Source organism: Priestia megaterium (assembly GCF_009497655.1).
Classification (GTDB): domain Bacteria; phylum Bacillota; class Bacilli; order Bacillales; family Bacillaceae_H; genus Priestia; species Priestia zanthoxyli.
This window is the reverse complement of record NZ_CP023317.1, coordinates 2,945,332-2,965,464: the sequence shown is the minus strand read 5'-3', so window position 1 is coordinate 2,965,464 and position 20,133 is coordinate 2,945,332. Positions and strand designations below refer to the sequence as shown.

Annotated in this window: 19 protein-coding genes and 3 other annotated features; of the genes, 16 read left to right on the top strand and 3 right to left on the bottom strand. The window is 39.5% G+C overall.

The window, feature by feature from the left end:
* The first annotated feature begins 91 nt into the window (after positions 1-91).
* The 11 genes from allC (at position 92) to CEQ83_RS14875 (ending at position 11,759) form a co-directional block, all read left to right on the top strand.
* Positions 92-1,333, top strand: a complete 1,242-nt coding sequence (gene allC, locus CEQ83_RS14925) for an allantoate deiminase (protein WP_224980593.1) — start codon at positions 92-94, stop codon at positions 1,331-1,333.
* A gap of 12 nt (positions 1,334-1,345) precedes the next feature.
* Positions 1,346-2,596 carry a pyridoxal-phosphate-dependent aminotransferase family protein gene (locus tag CEQ83_RS14920; protein WP_028412783.1) on the top strand — a complete coding sequence of 417 codons (1,251 nt, stop codon included), beginning with the start codon at positions 1,346-1,348 and terminating at the stop codon, positions 2,594-2,596.
* 41 nt (positions 2,597-2,637) lie between these two features.
* The gene (gene ggt / locus CEQ83_RS14915; RefSeq protein WP_028412784.1) at positions 2,638-4,248 is read left to right on the top strand and encodes a gamma-glutamyltransferase; all 1,611 of its coding nucleotides are present in this window, start codon (positions 2,638-2,640) and stop codon (positions 4,246-4,248) included.
* Positions 4,249-4,272: 24 nt separating this feature from the next.
* Positions 4,273-4,857 (top strand): chromate transporter, encoded by a 585-nt coding sequence (locus CEQ83_RS14910; RefSeq protein WP_028412785.1) that lies wholly within the window; start codon positions 4,273-4,275, stop codon positions 4,855-4,857.
* The gene (locus CEQ83_RS14905; protein ID WP_014459451.1) at positions 4,854-5,384 is read left to right on the top strand and encodes a chromate transporter; all 531 of its coding nucleotides are present in this window, start codon (positions 4,854-4,856) and stop codon (positions 5,382-5,384) included. Before CEQ83_RS14910 ends, CEQ83_RS14905 begins: the two co-directional genes overlap by 4 nt.
* A 59-nt stretch (positions 5,385-5,443) precedes the next feature.
* Positions 5,444-5,902: a GNAT family N-acetyltransferase gene (locus CEQ83_RS14900; protein WP_155017374.1), complete on the top strand. Its 459-nt coding sequence runs from the start codon at positions 5,444-5,446 to the stop codon at positions 5,900-5,902.
* 200 nt (positions 5,903-6,102) lie between these two features.
* Positions 6,103-6,308, top strand: a binding site (T-box leader).
* Positions 6,309-6,378: 70 nt separating this feature from the next.
* Positions 6,379-6,585: a binding site (T-box leader), on the top strand.
* Positions 6,586-6,711: 126 nt separating this feature from the next.
* Complete coding sequence (locus CEQ83_RS14895; RefSeq protein ID WP_013057698.1) at positions 6,712-7,785, top strand: bifunctional 3-deoxy-7-phosphoheptulonate synthase/chorismate mutase; 1,074 nt, start codon at positions 6,712-6,714, stop codon at positions 7,783-7,785.
* Positions 7,786-7,791: 6 nt separating this feature from the next.
* Positions 7,792-7,992, top strand: a binding site (T-box leader).
* Between the two features lie 48 nt (positions 7,993-8,040).
* Complete coding sequence (gene aroC, locus CEQ83_RS14890; RefSeq protein ID WP_028412787.1) at positions 8,041-9,207, top strand: chorismate synthase; 1,167 nt, start codon at positions 8,041-8,043, stop codon at positions 9,205-9,207.
* Positions 9,208-9,227: 20 nt separating this feature from the next.
* Entirely contained in the window at positions 9,228-10,085 is an 858-nt protein-coding gene (locus tag CEQ83_RS14885) for a prephenate dehydrogenase (RefSeq protein WP_028412788.1), read from the top strand.
* A 15-nt stretch (positions 10,086-10,100) separates the two neighbouring features.
* Positions 10,101-11,372 carry a 3-phosphoshikimate 1-carboxyvinyltransferase gene (gene aroA, locus CEQ83_RS14880; protein WP_028412789.1) on the top strand — a complete coding sequence of 424 codons (1,272 nt, stop codon included), beginning with the start codon at positions 10,101-10,103 and terminating at the stop codon, positions 11,370-11,372.
* A gap of 141 nt (positions 11,373-11,513) precedes the next feature.
* Positions 11,514-11,759, top strand: a complete 246-nt coding sequence (locus CEQ83_RS14875) for a hypothetical protein (RefSeq protein WP_013057694.1) — start codon at positions 11,514-11,516, stop codon at positions 11,757-11,759.
* A 42-nt stretch (positions 11,760-11,801) separates the two neighbouring features.
* On the opposite strand, the gene CEQ83_RS14870 is transcribed toward CEQ83_RS14875, so the two are convergent.
* Entirely contained in the window at positions 11,802-13,346 is a 1,545-nt protein-coding gene (locus tag CEQ83_RS14870; RefSeq protein WP_028412790.1) for an FAD-dependent oxidoreductase, read from the bottom strand.
* A gap of 128 nt (positions 13,347-13,474) precedes the next feature.
* On the opposite strand from CEQ83_RS14870, the gene CEQ83_RS14865 reads away from it, so the two are divergent.
* The 5 genes from CEQ83_RS14865 (at position 13,475) to CEQ83_RS14845 (ending at position 17,350) form a co-directional block, all read left to right on the top strand.
* Positions 13,475-13,633: a hypothetical protein gene (locus tag CEQ83_RS14865; protein WP_155017373.1), complete on the top strand. Its 159-nt coding sequence runs from the start codon at positions 13,475-13,477 to the stop codon at positions 13,631-13,633.
* Positions 13,634-13,999: 366 nt separating this feature from the next.
* Entirely contained in the window at positions 14,000-14,971 is a 972-nt protein-coding gene (locus CEQ83_RS14860; RefSeq protein WP_016764703.1) for an extracellular catalytic domain type 1 short-chain-length polyhydroxyalkanoate depolymerase, read from the top strand.
* A 340-nt stretch (positions 14,972-15,311) separates the two neighbouring features.
* Positions 15,312-15,731: a CBS domain-containing protein gene (locus tag CEQ83_RS14855; protein WP_013057690.1), complete on the top strand. Its 420-nt coding sequence runs from the start codon at positions 15,312-15,314 to the stop codon at positions 15,729-15,731.
* A 263-nt stretch (positions 15,732-15,994) separates the two neighbouring features.
* The gene (locus CEQ83_RS14850) at positions 15,995-16,339 is read left to right on the top strand and encodes a hypothetical protein (RefSeq protein WP_155017372.1); all 345 of its coding nucleotides are present in this window, start codon (positions 15,995-15,997) and stop codon (positions 16,337-16,339) included.
* A 57-nt stretch (positions 16,340-16,396) separates the two neighbouring features.
* Positions 16,397-17,350 carry a sporulation protein gene (locus CEQ83_RS14845; protein ID WP_155017371.1) on the top strand — a complete coding sequence of 318 codons (954 nt, stop codon included), beginning with the start codon at positions 16,397-16,399 and terminating at the stop codon, positions 17,348-17,350.
* A 29-nt stretch (positions 17,351-17,379) separates the two neighbouring features.
* On the opposite strand, the gene CEQ83_RS14840 is transcribed toward CEQ83_RS14845, so the two are convergent.
* Positions 17,380-18,705, bottom strand: a complete 1,326-nt coding sequence (locus CEQ83_RS14840; protein WP_033579462.1) for a hemolysin family protein — start codon at positions 18,703-18,705, stop codon at positions 17,380-17,382.
* A 668-nt stretch (positions 18,706-19,373) separates the two neighbouring features.
* Entirely contained in the window at positions 19,374-20,006 is a 633-nt protein-coding gene (locus CEQ83_RS14835; RefSeq protein WP_028412794.1) for a spore coat protein, read from the bottom strand.
* Between the last annotated feature and the right edge of the window lie 127 nt (positions 20,007-20,133).

Below are 20,133 nucleotides of genomic sequence, written 5' to 3'. Positions count from 1 at the left end.
TAATAGCCAAAAAAACACTAAATCATTGTAGGAAGTGTTAATGAAAACAATCAGTCATTTTCTTAAAATGAAGATAGCAGGAGGGATAGCAATGGTTGCAGATATGACGGGAAAATCTAAGCTTTGTCAGCAAATCGAAGAAAACATTAGCTGGTTGTCACAGTTTGGGTTAGATGAAAAAGAAGGTGTCACGAGGCTTTTATATACGGAACAGTGGAATGCAGCTCAAAAGGCATTGGAAGAAAAAATGAAGGGACTTCACCTCAAAACGTATTACGATGATGTAGGAAATTTATTTGGACGGTTGCAAGGAACGGGTCCAGAACAACAAGTTATTTTAACAGGATCCCATATCGACACCGTGATAAACGGAGGAAAATATGACGGGGCTTTTGGTGTTGTGGCAGGTATCATTGCTCTGCAGTACCTATATGCGCATTATGGCTCCCCTACAAAAACCTTAGAGGTCGTATCACTTTGTGAAGAAGAAGGTAGCAGATTTCCTCTTACGTATTGGGGATCAGGTAATATGAATGGATTACACAGCAAAAGTGATGCAAAACATGTTATAAATAAAGAAGGGGTTAAGCTGGATGACGCAATGAAACAACTCAATTTCGGAGAAGGCCTCCACAGCGAGCCATACCGCACGGACATCGCTTCTTTTATTGAACTGCATATCGAGCAAGGAAAGCAGCTTGAAATGTCTCATTGCGATATCGGAATTGTTTCTAGTATCGTCGGGCAGAAACGATTTACAGTATCTGTTAAAGGTGAAAGTAACCATGCGGGCACAACCCCGATGAACATCCGGAAAGATGCATTTTATGTGAGCTGCAAACTCGCTAAGGCATTTATTGAATTGAGCGAAAAATATCATAACGCTTTATACGTAACGGTTGGAAAAATTACACTTTCTCCAAATGCACCGAATGTAATACCAGGATATGTAGAATTCACGGTCGATATAAGACATCATGAGTATAAGGTTTTACAAGAAGCAGAACGAGAAATGAAGGAAATTATCAAGCGAACAGCAGGGGATTTAGAAGTGAATCTCAACTGCTGGATGGATGAAAAACCTGTTGCCATGAGCGAACAATTATCTGAACTTTCCAAAATTATTTCCTCGGAAAAGAATATCTCCTCCCGAGAATTAGTAAGCGGTGCAGGACACGACTCGCAGGTATTCGGGCGAAGAGTTCCCACATGTTTGTTATTCGTCCCGAGCCAAGATGGAATCAGCCATTCCCCAAAGGAATTCACCAAAGGAGAACAGTTAGAAAAAGGAGTAAAGGTATTAATAGAACTATTATATAAACTTGCCTACTAGGAGGAATTTGACATGACTATAACAAAACAGCTTCATACACCGCCGCGTACGATTATGACACCAGGCCCCGTAGAAGCAGATCCACGCGTATTAAGAGCATTAGGAACACCTATTTTAGGTCAGTTCGACCCCGCATTTACGCGCATTATGAACGAAACGATGGAAATGCTTCGTGAGCTATTTCAAACCAAAAACAAATGGGCTTTTCCCGTTGATGGAACGTCTAGAGCTGGGATTGAAGCAGTTCTTGCAAGTGTAGTTGAACCGGGCGATAAAGTATTCGTCCCGATTTTCGGCCGCTTCGGCTATTTATTAACGGAAATTGCCGAGCGCTACGGAGCTGAGGTACACAATATTGAATGCGAATGGGGAGAAGTGTTTGACCCTGAGACCGTAATCCAGGAAATAAAAAAAGTAAACCCAAAAATCGTTGCAATGGTTCATGGCGAAACGTCTACAGGAAGAATGCAGCCTCTTAAAGAAATTGGTGCTGCATGTCGCGACCAAGATGTTTTATTTATTGTCGACGCAGTAGCTACTATCGGCGGTACGGATGTAAAAGTAGACGAGTGGAACATTGACGCATTGATTGCAGGTACACAAAAGTGTTTATCTGTTCCGTCGGGTATGGCACCTATTACGTACAATGATCGTATTGAAAAAATTATCATGGAACGTAAAAAAGTTGAAAAAGGAATTGCGACAAAAGCAGATGCTCAAACTGTTCGTCTGCGTCCAAATATTATCAGCAACTATTTTGATTTGAGTCAGCTTCAAGACTATTGGAGTGAGCGCAGGCTAAATCATCACACGGAAGCAACGTCCATGCTCTATGCTTTAAGAGAAGGACTGCGCGTTATTTTAGAAGAAGGGTTAGAAGAAAGATTTGCAAGGCATCGTCTCCACGAAAAAGCACTCGTAGCCGGAATTAAAGCAATGGGATTATCTTTATTTGGCGATGAGCACTCAAAAGTTCCAACCGTTACGTGCGTCTTAATTCCATTAGGAATTGACGGGGAAGCAGTTCGTTCTACGCTTCTTGAACAATTTGGAATTGAAATCGCAAGTTCTTTTGGGCCGATGCACGGAAAAATATGGCGTATCGGCACCATGGGATACAGCTGCCGTAAAGACAACGTTCTCTTTACATTAGCCGGTCTTGAAGCAGTGCTTATTCGAAACGGGGCAAGCGTAAATGCAGGTTCTGCTCTGCAAGCAGCTTTAGAAGTTTATGAGGAAGAAGTAGCGTTGTCTAGTCTGTAAAGATTCGTTATTCACCATATAAAGAAAAGAGGAGATTTTCTATGAGCGAATACTTTTTCACACACCCATATGCATCGCAGCGTACGTGCACGTTTGGAAAAAACGGAATGGTAGCAACTAGTCAGCCTCTTGCCGCTCAGGCGGGTCTTGAAATGTTGAAAAAAGGAGGCAATGCAGTAGATGCTGCTATTGCCTCCGCAGCTTGTTTAACGGTGGTAGAACCTACTTCAAATGGAATTGGCGGAGATGCATTTGCTCTTGTGTGGATAAATGAAGAACTATATGGACTCAACGCGAGCGGTCCTGCTCCTGCTTCTATCTCTATTGAGACTCTGCGCGCCATGGGGATAAAAGAGATGCCGGCTCGCGGTTTTGTTCCTGTTACGGTCCCAGGTGCCCCGAGTGCGTGGGTGGAGCTGTCAAAACGCTTTGGCCGGCTACCGTTAAAAGAAGTGCTGCAGCCGGCTATTTCTTATGCGCAAGAAGGGTTCCCAATCTCCCCAATTTTAGGGTACAATTGGGAACGAGCGTTTGAACGATTTACACACGCGTTAAAAGGTGACGAATATAAACACTGGTTTGAGACATTTACTAACAATGGATCTGCTCCTAAGGTAGGGGAAATGTGGCGATCACCAGACCATGCTGCTACGCTGCTTGAAATTGCCGAAACGAATGGAGAATCTTTTTACAGAGGGGATTTAGCTGATAAAATAGCAGCTTTTTCGAAAAAACACGGCGGATTTTTAGCAAAAGAGGATTTAGCAGCTTTTAAAGCAGAGTGGGTAAAGCCGATTTCAACTTCTTACCGAGGATACGATGTGTGGGAAATACCCCCTAACGGCCAAGGTCTTATTGCGCTTTTAGCTTTAAATACGCTAAAAGGTTTTTCTTTTGATGCCAAAGATTCTGTCGATACATACCACAAGCAAATTGAAGCTATGAAGCTAGCGTTTGCAGATGGACAAAAATTTATTACAGATGCTGATAAAATGACAGTAGCAGTTGAAGATTTGTTGAATGATTCTTATGCAAACAAGCGCAGAGGGCTGATTGGTGAAAAAGCGCTTATTCCCGAAGCCGGACAGCCGTCTCATAGCGGCACGATCTATTTGGCTACAGCTGATGGAGAAGGAAACATGGTATCATTCATTCAAAGTAATTACATGGATTTTGGCTCAGGACTTGTCGTACCTAATACGGGCATATGCCTGCAAAACCGCGGGCACAATTTTTCGTTAGACCCACAGCACCATAACCGGTTAGAGCCTGGAAAACGAACCTATCATACCATTATTCCTGGATTTTTAACAAAGAATAAAAGTGCTGTAGGTTCATTTGGTGTAATGGGTAAATTTATGCAGCCGCAAGGACATGTGCAAGTCATCATGAATATGATTGATTTTCATCTAAATCCTCAGGCAGCTTTAGATGCACCAAGATGGCAGTGGATTGAACATAAAAAGGTTCTTGTGGAAAAAGAAATGCCTTCACATATTGTAGAAGCATTAGAACGCAAAGGGCATGATATTCATGTGGCTACGAGCAGACATACGTTTGGAAGAGGGCAGATTATTTTAAGAGATGAACAAACCGGTGTATTATACGGCGGCACAGAAGCGCGAACAGACGGAGCCGTCGTTGCTTATTAAATCACAGAGAAAGGAGCGCGAGAAATGCGACAATTGGATATTTTTATAGCGTTTTTTCGCTCAGGTATGCTCGGCTACGGAGGAGGACCTTCAGCTATTCCACTTGTAAAAAAAGAAGTAGTCGATACGTACAAGTGGATGGATGACGATGAATTTGGCGATTTGTTAGCAATTGCCAATACGCTGCCTGGGCCTATTGCGACAAAGCTGGCTGGATACATCGGCTATCGAGTCGGCGGTATCTTAGGTCTCGGTACAGCTTTATTTGCAGCCGTTATTCCAACCGTTTTTTTAATGGTATTACTGTTGACCACTTTAACGCAATTTAAAGATCAGCCCTGGGTTATGGGGATGACCAAAGCAGTCGTTCCTGTAGTGGGAGTGATGCTCGCGGTTATGACATGGGATTTTTTTAAAAAATCAACGTCTGGTTTAGGCTGGACGCCAGCTATTATCTTACTCATTATTAGTTTAGGACTAATGGAATTTGCCCATATTCATCCAGCAGTTATTATTATTGTACTTATGGCAGCAGCTTGGATTCCGCTAAAACGAAAAGGAAAAAAAGGCGAAAGTGATGAGCACAAGCAAAAGAGGGAATCGGTATGATTTATATTCAGCTATTTATGGCGTTTTTTGTTTCAAATATTTTAGGCTATGGAGGCGGACCTGCGTCGATTCCGCTCATTCAAAAAGAAGTTGTAGACCGCTACCATTGGCTTACCGTTAAAGAGTTTAGTGAAATGCTGGCAATTGGAAATGCGCTTCCAGGTCCAATTGCGACAAAAATGGCGGGATTTATCGGATATCAGCAGGCAGGGATTTTAGGCTCGGTGATTGCTCTTTTTGCAACGATTGCTCCGTCGGTTTTGCTTTTAGTCATTTTACTTCGAATATTATTTAAGTATAAAGATTCACCAAATGTTAAGAAAATGACCAACTACATTCGTCCCGTAATCGCTATTTTACTTGGCTTAATGGCGTATGAATTTTTTATGAATTCATACGGTGATTCAGGTATATGGCAAACTCTATTTTTAGTAGCAGCCAGCTTTCTTTTATTGGAAAAATTACGTGTGCATCCAGCGTTCGTTATTGTCGGAGCACTCGTATACGGAGCTGTTTTTCTTGCTTAAATGAAGCTCTCAAATGCTGAGAGTTTTTTTTTGTAAAAGAGACGAAAATAGGGAGAACAATGGTTGAAAAAGCACTATTAGAAGACGTGCAGGACCTGGTTAACCTGCGAATGCTGCTCATGAAAGAACTGGGAGAACTAAATGGGAGTGAGAAGCTGTTTCGAAAAGCGACAGAAGAATATTTTACTGCGAATATAAATAGCCCAAATAATTATACGGCTATTTTAAAAGTCGATGGAAAAATTGTATCAGCAGGAAGCCTCGTCTTTTTTATACGTCCGCCTTCACCGGGTAACCTTCAAGGAAAAGAAGCATATGTTATGAACATGTATACAGCTTTTGATCACCGAAAGCACGGCTATTCTTCCGCTATTTTAAAGCACTTGATGCAGTACGGCCAAAAAAGTGGTGTAAATCGAATATGGTTAAATGCTTCTGCCGCTGGAAAAAGCTTGTATCAAAAACATGGATTTATTGAATATGACTCTGAAATGGAATACGTGGTTGAAAAAAATTAAAGTGACAAAACTCTTGATAGAGATAGGTTTGAAGAGGCATTGGTTTTTAAAAAATAAAAAAAATTACTAAAAAGTGTTGACGAAGATAAAAAAACCATTCATAATACAAATCAACATCACACAACATTACACACAACTTGGAAGCGACAAACAGTTTCAAACGATCGGAACTGATTATCCAAGTACGCATACATAGTCAATACTGAGCGTTGATAGGAGCACGAGTAGAAAAAATTTCCCTGTATCAGAGAGCTGACGGTTGCTGCGAGTCAGAACAAAAATTTTTTCGAAGTACATTCCTTGAGCATCTTTTCCGAGCAGGAAAAGACGGCCTGGCCGTTATTTTAATGAAGAGGCAAGCAAAATGCTTGCAACTAGGGTGGTACCGCGAATTTTCGTCCCTACTGACTCTTAAGAACAATCTTAAGGGTGAGTAGGGACTTTTTGTATTTCGGTCCATTATAATTTTATATCCATTACAAGCGATGAAAAGAGCATAGTAGCAAAATCTTCCCTGTATTCAGAGAGCTGATGGTTGGTGCGAATCAGTACAAAAGAGATTGCGAATTACATTCTTGGAGCTTTCTTTTGGCAATAGTCAAAAGCGGCAATAGCCGTTATCTTAATGAAGAGGCAAGCAATGCTTGCAATTAGGGTGGTACCGCGATCAATTCGTCCCTACTGATACAATCAGTAGGGACTTTTTGTATATCCGCATAAGCGGCTGTGTAGGTGTAAAACGGATTTTTAAATACAAACTAAACGAAAAGATCCGTTCAAGGTTGTAAAATCAAAGGAGGATTTTTAAAATGACAAAATCACTAGAACAATTACGAGGACAAATCGACGAAATAAATTTAGAAATTTTAGAATTATTAAATAAACGCGGTGAAATCGCACAAGAAATTGGAAAAGTAAAAGGTACACAAGGTGTGAATCGCTTTGATCCAGTTCGTGAACGTAAATCATTAGATCAAATCTTAGCTAACCATAATGGTCCATTCGAAGCTTCAACAATTCAGCATATTTTCAAAGAAATTTTCAAAGCAAGCTTAGAACTTCAAGAAGACGATCACCGTAAAGCACTTCTTGTATCTCGTAAAAAGAAATCAGAAGATACAATCGTTGACATCAACGGCACAAAAGTAGGACCTGGAAACTTAGAATTCGTAATGGGACCATGTGCAGTAGAAAGCTACGAACAAGTAAAAGAAGTGGGCTTAGCGCTTAAAGAACAAGGCATTACATTAATGCGCGGCGGAGCGTTCAAACCACGTACATCACCTTACGATTTCCAAGGTCTTGGAGTGGAAGGATTAAAAATCTTACGTCAAGTAGGAGATGAGCTAGGTCTATCAATTATCAGTGAAATTGTTTCTCCTCAAGATATTGAAACGGCTCTAGACTACGTAGATGTGATTCAAATTGGTGCACGTAACATGCAAAACTTCGAGCTATTAAAAGCTGCAGGTTCTGTAGACAAACCAATTCTTTTAAAACGTGGATTGGCAGCAACAATTGAAGAATTCATTAACGCTGCTGAATACATTATGTCTCGCGGAAATGGAAACATTATTCTTTGTGAACGCGGTATCCGCACATACGAGCGTGCAACACGCAACACATTAGATATCTCAGCTGTTCCAATCTTGAAAAAAGAAACGCATTTACCAGTTGTAGTAGACGTAACGCATTCGACAGGACGCAAAGACTTACTATTACCATGTGCAAAAGCAGCGATTGCTATCGGCGCAGATGCTGTAATGGCAGAAGTTCATCCAGACCCAGCAGTAGCACTATCAGATTCAGCACAGCAAATGAACATTCCTGAATTCCACAAATTCATGGAAGAATTAAAAGGTGCAGCAGTAAAATTATCTTAATTTCATAGTGATACAGTGATAAGAAACTAGTAGCAAACATTTCCCTGTCTCAGAGAGCTGACGGTTGGTGGAAGTCAGTACAAAAATGTGAGCGAATTACACTCTTTGAGTACTCTTTTACAGAGCGGTCAGCGGATCGTTAACAATTCGAGGTGGCAAGTAATGTTTGCAACTAGGGTGGTATCGCGAGAAAAACTCGTCCCTATGACGTAGGGGCGAGTTTTTTATTTTTTATAACAGAAAGGAATCGATAATATGAGATATTTAACAGCAGGAGAATCGCACGGACCTCAATTAACAGCGATTATTGAAGGAGTACCAGCAGGACTTGAGTTAACAGCCGAACATATTAATGAAGACTTAGCAAGAAGACAAAAGGGACATGGGCGCGGACGCCGCATGCAGATTGAAAAAGACCAAGTTCAGATTAAAGGCGGTGTTCGCCACGGTGAGACGCTTGGTTCACCAATTGCTTTAGTCGTTGAAAACAAAGATTTTACGCACTGGAGAAATATTATGGGTGCTGATCCAGTTGATCATGATGAAGAAGTAAAGAGACAAATTACAAAACCTCGTCCAGGTCACGCGGATTTAAATGGAGCGATTAAATACGGCCACAGAGATATGCGAAACGTATTAGAACGTTCATCTGCTCGTGAAACGACGGTACGAGTAGCCACAGGCGCAGTTGCCAAACAAGTATTAAAAGCTGTAGGTGTAAATATTGCATGTCACGTACTTGAAATCGGCGGTGTGAAAGCTGAAAAAACGGCATATGAGTCGCTAACAGAACTTCAGGAAAAAACTGAAGCGTCACCTGTTCGCTGCTTAGATGAAGAAGCGGGACAGAAAATGATGAAAGCAATCGATGATGCAAAAGAAAATGGAGACAGCATTGGTGGCGTAGTGGAAGTAGTAGTAGAAGGAATGCCTACTGCAGTAGGCAGTTACGTGCACTATGATCGTAAGTTAGATTCAAAGCTAGCTGCTGCTATTATGAGCATTAACGCGTTTAAAGGCGTTGAAATCGGCGTAGGCTTTGAAGCAGCTCGCAGACCGGGAAGTGAAGTCCATGATGAAATTCTATGGGATGAACAAAACGGCTATACGCGTAAAACGAATAATGCAGGAGGTTTAGAAGGAGGCATGACAACAGGGATGCCGATTGTGGTGCGAGGCGTCATGAAACCTATTCCTACCTTATACAAGCCGCTGCAAAGTATAGATATTGATACAAAAGAGGCGTTTGCTGCAAGTATTGAACGATCAGACAGCTGTGCAGTACCGGCGGCGGCGGTTGTAGCAGAATCAGTGATTGCTTGGGAACTAGCATCTGCTATTATCGATCAATTTGGGGCAGATCGAATTCAGTTAATTCAAGAAAATGTAAAAAAACACGAAGAATACGCAAAGCAATTTTAAAGAATAGAGGAGAATGAAAGGTGAAAACACGTGTATTACTTATTGGCGTTGGCCTTATTGGAGGATCATTAGCGCTAGCTATGAAGAAGCATCGTCACGTAACAGTCGTTGGAGCTGATATCAACACAAATGAAGTACAAGTAGCCAACCAGCTAGGTATCATTGATTATGTAGCTGAAGATATAAAAACAGAAGCAGCCCAAGCAGATTATATCGTGCTTGCTACTCCAGTAGAGTATACGACAGCATGGATACACGACCTTTCTACTTGGAAGCTTAAAGAAACGGTTATCGTAACGGATGTCGGAAGTACAAAAGGTGAAATTATGAAAGCAGCCCAAGCGCTGAATAAAAAACGTATTTCATTTATTGGGGGGCATCCGATGGCTGGTTCTCATACGAGCGGTGCAGTCAATGCACGAGCGGATTTATTTTGTTCGGCGCGCTATATTTTAACGCCGTTTGAAAATGAGCAAAAAGAAAAAATAGATGCGCTTATGCATTTGCTAGAGCCTACAAGTGCACAATTTGTACCGCTTGATGCAGCTACTCATGACCAAATCACCGGAGTTGTCAGTCATTTACCACATGTGATTGCAACCAGTCTAGTAAGACAAGTCAAAGGCTATTCAGCAAATAATCATCTTGTTACAGAAATGGCGGCAGGCGGTTTTCGAGATATTACGAGAATTGCTTCAAGCAACCCTCATATGTGGAGAGACATATTAAAGCAAAACCGTTCTATGCTTTTAACATTGCTAGATGACTGGATGAAAGAAATGGAACAAGTAAAACTATTAGTAGAAAAAGGTGACGGACACGAGTTATTTGATTACTTTTCAGATGCTAAAGAATTTCGTGATTCGCTTCACGCATAAAAGGAGAGACAGATTGTGACAGTAAAAGCTTTACGAGGAACGATTCAAATTCCAGGAGATAAATCCATTTCTCACCGTTCCGTCATGTTTGGTTCAATTGCAGAAGGAACAACAACAATTAACGGATTTTTGCCGGGAGATGATTGCCTTAGCACCATTTCCTGCTTTCAAAAACTAGGTGTAGATATTCAAATGATTGATGAACAAAGCGTCGTGGTAAAAGGAAAAGGTATACAAGCGCTAAAAGAGCCATCTGATATTTTAGATGTCGGAAATTCGGGCACCACGATTCGCCTCATGATGGGGATTTTAGCAAATACACCCTTTCATTCAACGTTAATTGGAGACGAATCTATTGCCAAACGCCCTATGAAGCGTGTGACTGGTCCGCTTCGTGATATGAATATTCATTTAGACGGCCGAAAAGACGCTAATTTTACACCGCTTGTTATTCGAGGTGGGAAAGCAAAAGGTATACACTATACATCTCCTGTTGCAAGCGCACAAGTAAAATCAGCTATTTTACTTGCTGGACTGCAGGCGGAAGGAACAACTTCTGTAACGGAACCGGCGAAATCGCGTGATCATACAGAACGTATGCTAGAGGCGTTTGGAGTTAAAGTGAAAGAAGAAGGATTAACCGTTTCAATTGAAGGCGGTCAAACGTTAAGAGGAACGCATGTAGAAGTGCCTGGTGATATTTCGTCAGCTGCATTCTTTTTAGTAGCGGGGGCTATTATTGCAAACAGTCGCATTAAAATTCAAAAAGTTGGGATGAATCCGACTCGAACGGGTATTTTAGAGGTGCTTTCAAATATGGGGGCTTCGATCGAGACAGTCAAAGAAACAAAAGAAACGGCGGAACCCTATGCAGATTTAGTTGTAGAAGCTTCTCACTTAAAAGGTACGGAAGTAGGCGGAGACTTAATTCCGCGTCTAATTGACGAAATCCCAATTATTGCACTAGCTGCCACACAGGCAGAAGGGATTACCGTTATTAAAGATGCTGCAGAGTTAAAAGTCAAAGAAACAAACCGTATTGATACGGTAGTGAATGAGTTAACCAAAATGGGAGCTAACATTGAAGCAACGGAAGATGGAATGATTATTCACGGAGGTACAAAACTTCATGGAGCAAATGTAAACAGCCACGGAGATCACCGTATCGGTATGATGCTTGCTGTTGCCTCTTGTATTGCAGAAGGGGAAACAATTATTGAAAATCGTGACGCGGTATCCGTTTCGTACCCGCAGTTTTTTGCTCACTTAGAGTCTTTACAGCAGTAAATTCCCTTATTATGTTAAAATAGCAGTTTGAAAGTTGTAAGGAATTTATAAAATTAAAACCAATGACTCTATATTTCGCCGGAGAAATCCGATATAATCATTACAACACCTCTAGTATTAAATAGAATTTGGTGAATGATTATGTTTTTGATGATTGTCTACATCGGGGCCATTTTATTTTTTATAAAAATGTTTATGGATCGAGATTTTATTTGGTTTTTGTTTCTATTGCCATTTTTGATGTTTGTTATGTTTTTTGAAACAGACTATCTTGATCATGTCCCTGAATCTGGAAGGTTAATTATCTTTACGTTTTCTTTTTTAGTCATTTATGCAATGGTTTTAGTGTATAATCGATACTTTAGAAAAGAAGGATGTAAAGAGTAAATTCAAATGTGAATCCATTGATAATGATAAAAAAAGCATGCCCTACGGCGTGCTTTTTTTATCGCTTGAATTGACATCCACTGGTGTAAGCGGCTTTTTAGCAGGGCCTTCTACCACAGATCCGTCGTAAGAAAAACGAGAACCGTGACAAGGACAGTCCCACGTGCGGTCACCGGCGTTCCAATTTACTTCACATCCTAAGTGCGTGCATGTAGTATCGACGCAGTGAAGCTTCCCTTGAGGATCTTTATACGCCCCCGTACGTTTGCTGTTTACATATACGACCGACCCTTCATCATTTTGAAGCTGATCGAGTCCTTTTTCAGGCATTGAAAACTTACCGGTAATAAAGTGTTCAGCCACATCAAGATTTTGACGAAAGAAATGCTTAAGGCTAGGGTCCGCATAAAAACGAGACGGATTATACAACTCTGCATATGGGTTGTCTTTCCCGGTTATTGCATCTCGGATAATATGTGCTGCAATGGTGCTATGAGTCATGCCCCATTTTTTAAATCCGGTAGCAATAAAGATATTTGGCTTGCTTTCTTTAAGGGGCCCGATATATGGAATTTTATCAAGCGTAAATAAATCTTGTGCAGACCATTTATAACGAAAATGTTGGACAGTAAAATTTTCTTCGGCGAACCTCTGAAGGGACTCATAGTGAAACATAGTATTAATTCCTTGTCCAGCTTTGTGGCCTTCTCCGCCAATTAAGATGAGTTCTTCTCCGTCAACTTTTGTTGAACGCAGCGAATGAGTAGGCTGATCAGCACTTAAATACATGCCTCCAGGGTAAGCTTGTTCAACTTTTGCTGCTAACACATACGAACGTTTGGCATACATACGCGTATAGTAAAAGCCCGCTCCATCATAAAATGGAAAGTGTGAACACGCCACTACATATTTGCAAGAAATGCGATGTCCGTCTCTTGTGACAACGGTGGGCGATGTGCTTTCTTCTACATCCGTTGCTACGGTGTTTTCAAAAATCAATCCGCCGCTTTCTGTGAATTTTTTTACTAAATGAAGCAGATATTTTAACGGATGAAACTGAGCTTGATCTTTCATAATAGCTGCTGCTCTAATATCAAAACTAAAAGGAAGCTCTGTTGCAAATTCACATGGAATATGTAATCGCTGATAGGCTCGAAATTCTTTACGAACTCGATGGTCAAACTCCAGCGTTTCTCCGTATAAGTAAGCATCTTGTACTGAAAAATCACAGTCAATGTTTTCCGTTTGAATTAAGTTTTTCATAAACTGCAGAGCTTGTTCGTTTGCTTTATAATACAGCAGCGTTTTTTCTTCGCCAATGTGTGAAAGCAGTTCATCGTAGATAACGTCATGCTGAGCTGTAATCTTTGCTGTTGTGTGACCGGTTGTACCATTTAAAATATTATCAGCTTCAATTAACGCCACGTTCAGTCCTTCTTTTTGTAATAAATAAGCCGTTGTAATACCGCTAATACCGCCTCCTACTACTACAACATCAACTTTTCGATTTTCTGAAAGAGATGGGTATGTTGGAAACTTTAAATGATCGCGCCAGTAGGGCTCAGTATCCTTTGGGATATTTGCCAATTTATTCACCTCCATATGATAAGTCTTATTTTTACCATAGTTTTCTAAAAAAATGTATGCAAAATAAAGGAATCTACTCTAATAGCACCTCTTGGCTATACCTATTTAAAGAAAAGGAGGGGAAAAGAGTGATTACAATCAGCCTTTGTATGAATGTTGCGAACAAAGAAGAGGTTAAACGAAAATATTTGGTCTTCAAGATTCTTCTTTTTCAACGTGGCTTCCGCACCTGCACCTTGCCGTCTGCTACGAAAGAATTGGTGAATAAAAAGCAAAGTATGAAATAGTAAAGGTTACAGATTTAAACATGAAGAGCAATAAATTCATATAAATGATAGGGAGTATCATATAATAAAAGTATAGAGGCTGAATTCGGCAAAGGGCATTGAAACATCAAGGTCCAAATAAAAGGGCAAACGGCATGTTTGTCCTTTTTTCATGATTATAGTGACAATTTTCATATATAGTAATAAAGTATATATATAGCAAAAAAATCCCAAATTTCAAGAATATAAAAAACGGCTTAAAACCAAAACAAGTTGTACTCTCAGAGTATGTAGAACGTGCAAAAAAACGAAATAATATGTAGTATTGTAATACAGGACGTAATTGGGAAGAAAAATGAAAACGTTGACAAAAAGAGGAGGGGTACCATGTTGGGTTCACTACCTAATGTTATAAATACGTCAACGCTTGTGTCTTCAAGTGAACAACAAGAAGCGTCATCTGAATCATTTAAAACATATACTCATAAAGGAAAAAAATTCAAGGTCTATTTACCTAAATCTTATCATATTTTAAAATCTTACCCACTAATGGTTATGCTGCATGGATGTACACAAAATGCAGATGATTTTGCGATAGGCACGCAAATGAATGAGCTCGCCGATGAAAAGGAATTTATTGTCGTATACCCACAGCAGTCTTCTAACTCAAATATGAATAAATGCTGGAACTGGTTTGAACCGCTCCATCAAATTAGAGGGTTTGGCGAACCAGCTATTATCGCAGGAATTGTAAAAAAAGTCCAAAACATGCACTTTATTCAGAAAAATAAAGTGTTTATTGCCGGTCTGTCGGCAGGAGGAGCAATGAGCATCGTTATGGGGGTAACGTATCCAGAACTATTTGCTGGAATAGGTGTGTCAGCAGGTATCGAATATCAGGCGGCTCTTAACGTATTTAATGCGTATTCTGTCATGGCCAGTAAAGGTCCTTCCCCCGTTAAACAAGGGAGAATTGCTTATCAACAAATGGGAAAACGGGCAAAGCCACTGCCGCTCATTGTATTTCATGGTAACGCTGATTCTACGGTAAATGTAGCCAATGCAGATCAAGTGGTTCACCAGTGGATTACAACGAATAATCTTGCTTATAACGGAAGAATAGATGGATGGATTCAAGATAGCCCGGTTAAAACGAGAGAAGAAAAAATTCTCTTTGGACGTGATTATACCACATATCGCTACGAAAGCAGTAAGGGAGAATTGGCTATTGATAAATATATTATCAATGGAATGGGGCATGCATGGTCCGGAGGGAATTCAGCGGGCAGCTATACAGACCCTAAAGGCCCCAACGCTAGCCGAATCATGTGGGACTTTTTCATGAGTCAAAAAGTATAAACAGAGCATATAATGAGGTTCAGTTGCGTTCTTATCGCAGAGAAGAAGAGCTGAAAGTAGCTCTTCCGGCCCTTATTAGTATAAAAAAGCAGCTGTAGGAACCATCATTTTAACTAGACGTGTTTTTCTAAAAATTAGGATTTGATTATTTAGAAAACGGGTACTGTAATAAAGAAAATAAGAAGCCGAAATTACATAGCTTAGGATTGACAGCTTATAGTTGTAAATGTAAGATAACTGCGAGCTGCATTTTGTATGATTAAAACATTAAAATAAGCCGAAAACTGAAAAAATAAATAGAAATCGTAAGATGAGCGGGTAAGGAAAAGGAGATTAAAAAATGAATATTGCATTTTTCTTAGTACCAAAAAGTGATGTTGTAACACTAAATATTCAATCCACATTAAGACAGGCTCTTGAAAAAATGGAGTATCATCGCTATTCTACAGTTCCGCTGGTTGACGATGATGGTAAATATGTAGGCGTTCTTACTGAAGGAGATCTTCTTTGGAAGTTAAAAAGCCTAGGAGACTATCGCTTTCAAGATACGGAAAATATTAAATTAACAGAGATTGACCGCTATCAAGATTATAACCCAGTTGCTATATATGATGAAGTTCAAAACATCCTTTCAAAAGCAATTGACCAAAATTTTGTTCCTGTAACGGATGATCAAGGTGTATTTATTGGAATTGTGAGAAGAAGAGAAATTCTGGAGTTTTATGCAGAAAGCGCAAGTAAAGTGAAAAATCAAATATAAAAAAGGCCATCTTTAGATGGCTTTTTTTCTTGTCTTAGCTGCCCCGCATATACTCCTAAAAACAGGCTTAGGTCATGGCCCACAGCAATGCACTTCCTTGTACTAGTTTACATAATCTATTTATATATAGGTATAAAATTGCCTATATAAATCTTATTTATAGATAAGGATGGTTTATGTGAGTTACAACAACAAAAAGAACTGTTGCTGGTGTTCTAATCAGTATTATTACAAAACTTCTGGTTATGATCCAAGAAGTAGCCATGAAGGAAAATGCTGTCATAACGATTATAAGCATAACGATCATTGTCCTAAACATGATGATGATCATCGTTCAGGTCATAAAAAATGTCATCATGGCGGGGGTCACGGTGGCGATCACGGCGGTCACCACGGTGGGGGTCATGGCGACAATCATGGTGGACATCACGGCGGTAACCACGATGGAGGGCATCACGATGGTAACCACAGTGGCTGTCATCACGGCGGTTGTAGAAAACGTCATTGCTGCAAAAGACGTAACTGCTGCTGGGGCTGGGTTTTTTAATACAGGAGCTTTAAAGCAACAGAAAGAACTCAAGAAATTGAGTTCTTTTTTTGTAAGTTGAAACTTATAAACGGTATACTTCGTATATATAGTAAGAGCATTTTGGAGGAGGAAAAAAATGTTTAAAAAAATGTTTGCTAAAATGGGAGTTGGAGCTGCCAAAGTAGATTTACGATTAAATGAAACAGCCTATACGCTCGGTCATGTCATTGAAGGAGCTATTTTCATCCAAGGCGGAAACGTTCAGCAACATATTAATTTAATTGATGTTGAATTTTGGCTTGAAGTTCAAATGAAAAGCGGTCAAATGCATACACATCGTGTGGAAAGCCTGCGCGCAGCTTCTGCATTTACAATTAATGAAGGTGAGAAAAAGGAAATTCCATTTACATATCATTTACCTTTGGATCTTCCAATCTCTGCGAGCAACGTTAGCTATTTCTTTAAGACACACTTAGATATTGAAGGGGGAGTTGACTCAACAGACCGGGACCCTGTGCGCATTAAAGCTCCAGAAAGCTTATATCAGCTAGTAGAGGGCTTTGAAACACTTGGGTTTAGAGAAAAACGTCATTCAGGAAAATTTAACGGATACAAACAAGAATTTGCATTTTTTCCTACAGACTTCTTAAAGGGATATGTAAATGAAGTTGAGTTTGAGGTAGCCATTGAACGAGAAGGTATCCGAATGCTATTGGAGCTAGATTTGCCTTCTTTCGGCCGGGAGAGGGAAATAAAAAACGAACTCTTTTTTACAAATGATGAACTAAGCCATCCATCCACTATCGCTCGTTTGCTGGAAGAAGCGATGGAAGAGATGATGGAAAATCCTCGAGACTATGAATACTATAAGCCTTCTCACTATGATCAGCATTCACATCATCCACGTATGAGCGGGTTAGGAGGAGCAATGGGAGGCTTTGCAGCCGGTATGTTAGGCGGGCTGCTCATTGAGAATTTGATCGATGATATGTTTGAAGACTCGGCGCTTGGTGAAATTGGAGAAGATATTGAAGAAGCCGGGGAGGATCTGTTGGATGGAGACTTTTTTGATGGAGGAGACGATTGGTAAAAGGGATTTTAAATAACTAAAAAGGATGATTAATGATGATCATCCTTTTTTTCTTTCTTCTTTCTTTTTTTTACTTCTATATACTTAATGTGAAAATCTTCTATAATCAAAACTTTAAAGTAAAATTGCTCATGCTGAATGATATCATTTTTGGTCACATCAAACTTTTCGGTTAACACCCATCCGGCAATGGTATCTACTTCTTCGTCGCTAATATCCGTACCAAGTAAATCATTTACTTGACTAATGAGCATTTTTCCGTCAAGAATGTAATGATCGTCTTTAATTTTTTGTACATAAGGAATTTCGTCCGTGTCAAACTCATCTCGAATTTCTCCCACAATTTCTTCAATAATGTCTTCTACTGTCACAAGCCCCGCCGTTCCACCATACTCATCAAAAAGAATAGCCATTTGAATGCGTTCTTTTTGCATCTTTACAAGCAAGTCATGAATAGGTACGGTTTCAATCACTTTAAAAATAGGCTTGACATATGATTCTAACGTATTAGTTCCGTCTTTTTCGTTAAATACAATATCATTATAAATTTCTTTAATATTAACGAGACCAATTATCTTATCTTTATCCCCATCTTCAACAATTGGATAGCGGGTATATTTTTCGACATTTGCAATTTGCAAAAAAACCTCTACCACGTCATCTTTAGAAGCACTTACAATTTCCGTTCGTGGGACCATTACTTCTTTAGCTAAACGGTCATCAAAATCAAAAATTTTGCTCATATATCGATATTCGGACTGATTAATTTCACCGCCTTCAAAGCTTTCAGATAACAAAATGCGAAGTTCTTCTTCACTATGAGCAGCTTCATTTTCCGAAATCATCGTTATACCAAATATCTTGGTCAACATACGAGCTGAGCCGTTTAATATTTTAATGAACGGATACATAAGTTTGTAAAACACGATAATCGGTTTTGCAAAGTTCAGCGTAATTTGTTCAGCCATTTGAATAGCAAACGTTTTAGGAGCTAATTCTCCTAAGACAACATGTAAAAAGGTAATAACAACAAATGCAATGACAAAAGATAAAATACCAGCAAGCGGCTCGTTCGTATGGAAGGTAGTAAAAAGAGGATGAAGCAACCGATCTAGCGTCGGTTCACCAAGCCAACCAAGCCCGAGAGCCGTGATGGTGATACCAAGCTGACAAGCCGATAGATATTCATCTAGATGCGTAATAACGTGTTTGGCAGATACGGCTTTTTTGTTTCCTTCTTCTAGAAGCTGGTTGATTTTTGAACTCCTTACTTTTACAATAGCGAATTCTGTCGCTACAAAAAAAGCAGTTAATGCAATCAAAACTGCGACTAATAGTAATTTTACGGCGATCATCAAAGTCACCACCTTGTACGTAAATGTATATCTTAAGTGTTAGCCAAAGTGGAGAAAACATGTATTAAATCGGGAAAAGAAAAACGCACATAAAAAAACTGCTTCTATCTTTAAAAAGAAAAAGAAGCAGTTTATTATGTTACATGTTCATTTAGGGGAATTAATCTTAACTTTACCATCATGGTCTATCACATATCGGTTCTACAGTTCAACTGACTTTTAGCAAACGTATTGCGAGCGTGTTATGACACCTCCTTTAACTGTAATCCGAGTATATATGATGCATCTCTCACTCCTCTCTATTAGTTAACTGTATTATAATACATAATTAATCAAAATACTACAAATATTCAGAAAATAATCCAAAATGCATAGTTTTTTGTCATTTTCTGAAATATATGCGCAAAAGAGATTGAGACACAACTATATCAATCGAATCTAAAGGGGAACAAATTGGATAAATGGTCGAGTATGGATCGCTTGTTCCACCGCTGTTGATTTCCGTGCATGACTTCACTTCCCGCAGAAGTCTTCGCCTTTCCCTCCAATCAACAGCTAGAATCAACTCTAAACATAACCTATATTCATCATACTAATGAAAAGATCCGAACGATGAATCGTTCGGATCTTCCTTTAATTAAAATACGTTTGCCCCAGCCTCTTTGTAATTAATGCAGCTTATGGTTATTAGGCATCTGAGGAGAGGCAGTAGCTTTTGCGAAACTTGTGATCATTTGCTGCATATCTTCTTTTGCAAGCTGCGGCACTTGATAATAATGATGTTTGTTTTGATAAAGAGAAATTTCATAAGCCATTTCAATCCAATTAGGAACACTGTCTCCGAATATTCGGCGAACAACAGGATTAGTTATTTCTAAAGCTGTCATAGTTAAAAGAGATGCTTGAGACTTGACTAGACCCAGCATATGACCTGAAATTCCTTTTTCATTAATTTCCTCAACGGACTGATTCGGCTTTTTAGGCTGCGAAGGCTTTAAGCCATAAACAAAGGTATGAGACTGCTTCATGTTATATACATGTGTAGAACCGGCCGGCTTTTGGCCAGTAGAAAAAGCTTCTACGATTAAATTATATTCATTTAAAATAAACTGATATTGCCGATCAATAATATCAAGCAGCTCTTGTTCTTTTACATATTGCCTAAACATCATAAACTGATCCATTACATTGATCGAGCCGGCAAGTGTTTCATGAACGTCAAATAGCTCATGCCCTCCATGGTTCAATTGAGGGGGGACAGCTCCAGTTTGCATGTTTGTAGGAAGTTCGTGATTATTCATACTAAGTCCTCCTTAAAATCGGTATCGACTATAGTCTTTAAACTTCTTTAAGTTTTATACTCAAACTTGATTTATTCATAAAATGTTGCTCTACATAACTTAATTTACCTCTAGTTAGTTAATTAAA

Excerpts from the sequence above, each read along its gene's own strand:
- allC (WP_224980593.1), top strand. The coding sequence starts at position 92 with ATGGTTGCAGATATGACGGGAAAATCTAAGCTTTGTCAGCAAATCGAA.
- CEQ83_RS14920 (WP_028412783.1), top strand. The coding sequence starts at position 1,346 with ATGACTATAACAAAACAGCTTCATACACCGCCGCGTACGATTATGACA.
- ggt (WP_028412784.1), top strand. The coding sequence starts at position 2,638 with ATGAGCGAATACTTTTTCACACACCCATATGCATCGCAGCGTACGTGC.
- CEQ83_RS14910 (WP_028412785.1), top strand. The coding sequence starts at position 4,273 with ATGCGACAATTGGATATTTTTATAGCGTTTTTTCGCTCAGGTATGCTC.
- CEQ83_RS14905 (WP_014459451.1), top strand. The coding sequence starts at position 4,854 with ATGATTTATATTCAGCTATTTATGGCGTTTTTTGTTTCAAATATTTTA.
- CEQ83_RS14900 (WP_155017374.1), top strand. The coding sequence starts at position 5,444 with ATGGTTGAAAAAGCACTATTAGAAGACGTGCAGGACCTGGTTAACCTG.
- CEQ83_RS14895 (WP_013057698.1), top strand. The coding sequence starts at position 6,712 with ATGACAAAATCACTAGAACAATTACGAGGACAAATCGACGAAATAAAT.
- aroC (WP_028412787.1), top strand. The coding sequence starts at position 8,041 with ATGAGATATTTAACAGCAGGAGAATCGCACGGACCTCAATTAACAGCG.
- CEQ83_RS14875 (WP_013057694.1), top strand. The coding sequence starts at position 11,514 with ATGTTTTTGATGATTGTCTACATCGGGGCCATTTTATTTTTTATAAAA.
- CEQ83_RS14860 (WP_016764703.1), top strand. The coding sequence starts at position 14,000 with ATGTTGGGTTCACTACCTAATGTTATAAATACGTCAACGCTTGTGTCT.
- CEQ83_RS14855 (WP_013057690.1), top strand. The coding sequence starts at position 15,312 with ATGAATATTGCATTTTTCTTAGTACCAAAAAGTGATGTTGTAACACTA.
- CEQ83_RS14850 (WP_155017372.1), top strand. The coding sequence starts at position 15,995 with ATGAAGGAAAATGCTGTCATAACGATTATAAGCATAACGATCATTGTC.
- CEQ83_RS14845 (WP_155017371.1), top strand. The coding sequence starts at position 16,397 with ATGTTTAAAAAAATGTTTGCTAAAATGGGAGTTGGAGCTGCCAAAGTA.
- CEQ83_RS14840 (WP_033579462.1), bottom strand. The coding sequence starts at position 18,705 with ATGATCGCCGTAAAATTACTATTAGTCGCAGTTTTGATTGCATTAACT.
- CEQ83_RS14835 (WP_028412794.1), bottom strand. The coding sequence starts at position 20,006 with ATGAATAATCACGAACTTCCTACAAACATGCAAACTGGAGCTGTCCCC.